The sequence below is a fragment of the Streptomyces sp. JJ66 genome (assembly GCF_019303495.1).
GTDB lineage: Bacteria > Actinomycetota > Actinomycetes > Streptomycetales > Streptomycetaceae > Streptomyces.
In genome coordinates this window covers 1-3694 of record NZ_JAEVFI010000013.1, presented here as the reverse complement: position 1 = coordinate 3694, position 3694 = coordinate 1, and the positions used below count along the sequence as shown (strand labels likewise).

Genomic DNA, 3694 nt, shown 5'->3' with positions numbered 1-3694 from the left:
CCCCGGCGCCGGTGGCCCCGGAGGGGCATTCCGTGGGCTGTGCCCCCTCTCGCGCGCGGAGGCGGAGGGCGAGCGAGGGCCGTGTCCTGTCCCCGGCCCCCGCTTTGGCCCCGGCCGCCCCCGCGCCGGGCGTCAGCCCGCCGTGCGGGCCACGGCGAAGACGCGGCGGAAGGGGAACACCGTGCCGTGCGGTCCCGGTGGGTAGGCGGCGCGCAGGGCGTCGCGGTACTCGATGAGGAACGCCTCGCGCGCCTTGGGGTCGTCGGCGAGCGCGGTGAGGACGGGACGCAGGGCGGTGCCGCGCACCCAGTCCAGCACCGCGTCCTGGCCCTGGAGCAGCTGGACGTACGTCGTCTCCCAGACCTCCGCGGTGCAGCCGAGGTCGGTGAGGCGGCCGAGGTACTCCTGCGGCTCCAGGATGTAGACGTAGCGGCGGCCGTGCTCGCCCAGCCGTGCGCGCCAGCGCGGGGAGTCGCACAGTTCGCCGAGCAGGGCGTGGCTGGGCGAGATGAAGTTGCCGGGTACCTGGAAGGCGAGGACGCCGCCGGGGGGCAGCGCCTCCAGCCAGGCTTTGAAGCGGTCCGCGTGGCCGCGCACCCACTGCAGCGCGGCGTTGGAGACGATCAGGTCGTACCGCTCCTGCGGCTCCCAGTCGGCGATGTCCCCGGGGGCGAAATCGAGCCGTCCTCCGCCGGGCGTGGGGCCGCCGTGGACCTGGGCGGCGGCCAGCATCTCGGCCGAGCTGTCATACCCGGTGACGTGCGCGCCGGGCCAGCGGCCGGTGAGCAGCCGGGTCACGTTGCCGGGACCGCAGCCCAGGTCAGCGATGCGCGGGGCACGTCCGCCGGTGGGCAGCTCGGGTATCCGGGCCAGCAGGTCGTGGAAGGGTCGGGTGCGGTGATCGGCGTGGCGGAGGTAGACCTGCGGGTCCCAGGTCGGAGCGGATGGCATGAACGGTCTCCTTGCGGACGACGGGCCTGCCGTGGTGGGCAGGCGATCCCGGCGCTCGGAGCCTTCCACCCTGGAGGCGTCGGCACCCCTCCCACTTCCTCTTGACATCAAGAAACTTTACGCCGACAGAACTACTACACTGATCGCATGGAGGACGAGGTCGACCGACTGGTAGCAGCCTGGCGCCGAGAACGCCCTGATCTCGACGTGGAGCCGCTCGAAGTGCTCAGCCGGGTGAGCCGCCTGGCCCGGCACCTGGACCGGGCGCGCCGCATCGCCTTCGCCGAACACGCCCTGGAGTCCTGGGAGTTCGACGTCCTCACCGCGCTGCGCCGGGCCGGAACGCCCTACCAGCTCTCCCCCGGCCAGCTGCTCACCCAGACCCTGGTCACCTCGGGCACCATGACCAACCGCATCGACCGGCTCGCGAAGAAGGGCCTAGTCGAGCGCCTGCCCGACCCCAGCGACCGCCGCGGCGTCCTCGTCCGTCTGACCACCGACGGCCGTGACCGCGCCGACCAGGCGCTCGCCGGGCTGCTCGACCAGGAGCGCGCCATCCTCGCGTCCCTCACCCCCGCCCAGCGCGACAACCTCGCCACCCTCCTCCGCCACCTCACCGCCCCGTTCGACAACATCCCGGCCTGACGCCTGGGACGGTGCCCGTCCGGCCTGTACGCGGGGAAGCCCGGACGGGCACCGGGCAGTCAGCGCACGCCGACCAGAGTCCAGTCGTTCCGGGAGTCCTCCCGGTAATACTTCACGGCCGTGTAGGAGAACGCCCCGTCATGCCAGCGGGGCCGTGGGCGGACCCTCCGCACCGGCCGCACGGAACCGGAGCGGAGGGTGGGTGGCCGGTCAGCGGACGGCGGCCAGGAGGGCGTCGTTGAGACTGGTGTCGCGGTAGAGCGTCAGCGTGTCGAAGAACAGGGTGTTCTGCGCCCAGACCAACCTGCCGTTGGCCGAACGGCCCATATCCTGGAGCAGTTCGCCTTCCTTCCTCGGCAGTTCCATATACGGCTCCGCCTTGCCGGTGTCCGTATCGAGCGCGTAGAGCGCACTGGGACCGGAGTATGAGCCGTCGTAGTAGGCGAGCACCGTGCCGTCCTGGAGGCCCACGGGGATCATGGGGCCGTTCTTGCCATGCTCGAAGGCCGTCTTCAGCTCGCCGGTGCCCAGGTCGTAGGACACCACCTCGTTGGTCTGGACGTCACCGCTCTGGTGGGATGCGGTCTCCAGGTAGATAAGGTTGCGTTCCTTGTCGGTCACGACGTTATGGACGTCCGAGATGCCGATCCCCTCAGAGCGAAAGCGGAAGCGGTCCTCGTCGATGCTGATCTTGCGCTGATACTCCAGGGTGTCGGAGAGCACGAACAGGTCGGTGATCGCGAGGCTGTCCGAGCCGCCCGCGTTGACGCCCACGACCAGCGGGTCGGTGGACAGCACATGCTGGATCTCGGTGCCCTTGGGCGCCGGCCACTCTTCGACCTTCTCGCCCTCGTTATCCAGGAGGCGCAACGACTCACCATTTGAGCCGCAGTCGATGAAGGCGAGGAGCCGCTGACCACCGATATAGGCACGCTCGTTACAGCCGGAGTATGCGTCCCCGGCCTCCCACAACGCGGCCCCGCTGGTCAGGTCGTACGCGGCGTGGCCACCGAGCCAGGCGACGGCGCCGATATCGCCGCTGACCGCCGCCTGCGGGAAGCTGGGACTGGCCATGTCCGCGCCCTTCGGGGCTGGCAGGTCCTTTGTCCACAGTTTCTTGCCGCTGGTGAGGTCGATGCCCATGGCCTTCTCACACTTGCGGCCCCAGAGGATCATCGTCTTGCCCCCGGACGCCTGCGGAGCCGCCGCGCACCGGTCACCCCGGACGGCGGGCACCGTCCACACCTCCTCGCCGCTCTTCAGGTCGTAGCCGCGCACGGCGTCGTGCTCATACTTGATCACCGCCTTGTCGGTCGTCCAGAAGCCCGGGGTGGACATCAGGATTTCGGCGGGCACGTCCTGCGGTGCATCGACCTTGAAGACGAAGTCGCCCGGGCCGCCGTCGCGCTCGGACAGTGCGTCTTCGCCGCCCTCGCCGCCGGTGCCGCCGTCCTGGCCGCCGGTCTCGCCGGACTTCTTGTCGTCGCCCTTGGCCTCCTCCCCGGAGTCGCCACCGGTGAAGAGGAAGATGCCGCCGACGGCGATGATGGCGACCGCCACCACCGAGGCCACGATGGCGATCAGCTTCTTGTTGCCGCTGCCGCTGCCCGGGGCCGACTGGCCGGGCTGTCCGTACGGAGCGGGCGGCGGGTAGGTTCCGGGCTGCGTCGGCTGGCCGTACAGTCCCGGCTGGGTGGGCTGGTGGTAGGAACCCGGCCCGCCCTGCCCCGGGTAGCCGTAGCCGGGCTGGGGCGCGCCGTAGGGCTGGCCCGGGTAGTTGGGCTGGCCCGGCTGCCCGGGGTGCGGCGCGGCGGGCGGCTGGCCGGGCGCCTGCGGGAAGCCGTAACCGGCGGCGGGGCTCTGGCCCTGCGGGGGCGGCGGACCCTGGGGCGGCTTCTGCGTCGAGGGTGCGCCTGCGGGCGGTTGCGGCGGGTAACCGTAGCCCGGTTGCGGGGCGCCGAACGCGCCGGGTGCGGCGGCCTGGGTGGGCTGCTGGCTGGATGGCGGTGCGGCGTGCGGTTCCGGCGACGGCGGCCCGGCGGGCGGGGACGGCGGCGCGGCGGGCGGCGGCGCGGGCGCCTCGTCGGCGGACGGCCCG

At 72.0% G+C, this 3694-nt stretch carries 3 protein-coding genes; 1 reads left to right on the top strand and 2 read right to left on the bottom strand.

Translation table 11 applies throughout. From position 1 onward, the window contains the following. Positions 1 to 132: 132 nt before the first annotated feature. Positions 133 to 951: a trans-aconitate 2-methyltransferase gene (locus JJV70_RS11510; RefSeq protein WP_219047756.1), complete on the bottom strand. Its 819-nt coding sequence runs from the start codon at positions 949 to 951 to the stop codon at positions 133 to 135. Between the two features lie 147 nt (positions 952 to 1098). Here JJV70_RS11510 and JJV70_RS11505 point away from each other — a divergent pair, with 147 nt between their 5' ends. Further along, positions 1099 to 1596 carry a MarR family winged helix-turn-helix transcriptional regulator gene (locus tag JJV70_RS11505; RefSeq protein ID WP_219047755.1) on the top strand — a complete coding sequence of 166 codons (498 nt, stop codon included), beginning with the start codon at positions 1099 to 1101 and terminating at the stop codon, positions 1594 to 1596. A gap of 210 nt (positions 1597 to 1806) precedes the next feature. On the opposite strand, the gene JJV70_RS23235 is transcribed toward JJV70_RS11505, so the two are convergent. Further along, a partial coding sequence (locus JJV70_RS23235) for a PQQ-binding-like beta-propeller repeat protein (RefSeq protein ID WP_219047754.1) occupies positions 1807 to 3694 on the bottom strand: 1888 nt, incomplete at its 5' end.

Bases quoted from the DNA above. Each gene is read 5' to 3' on its own strand.
- JJV70_RS11505 (WP_219047755.1), top strand. From the start codon at position 1,099: ATGGAGGACGAGGTCGACCGACTGGTAGCAGCCTGGCGCCGAGAACGC.
- JJV70_RS11510 (WP_219047756.1), bottom strand. From the start codon at position 951: ATGCCATCCGCTCCGACCTGGGACCCGCAGGTCTACCTCCGCCACGCC.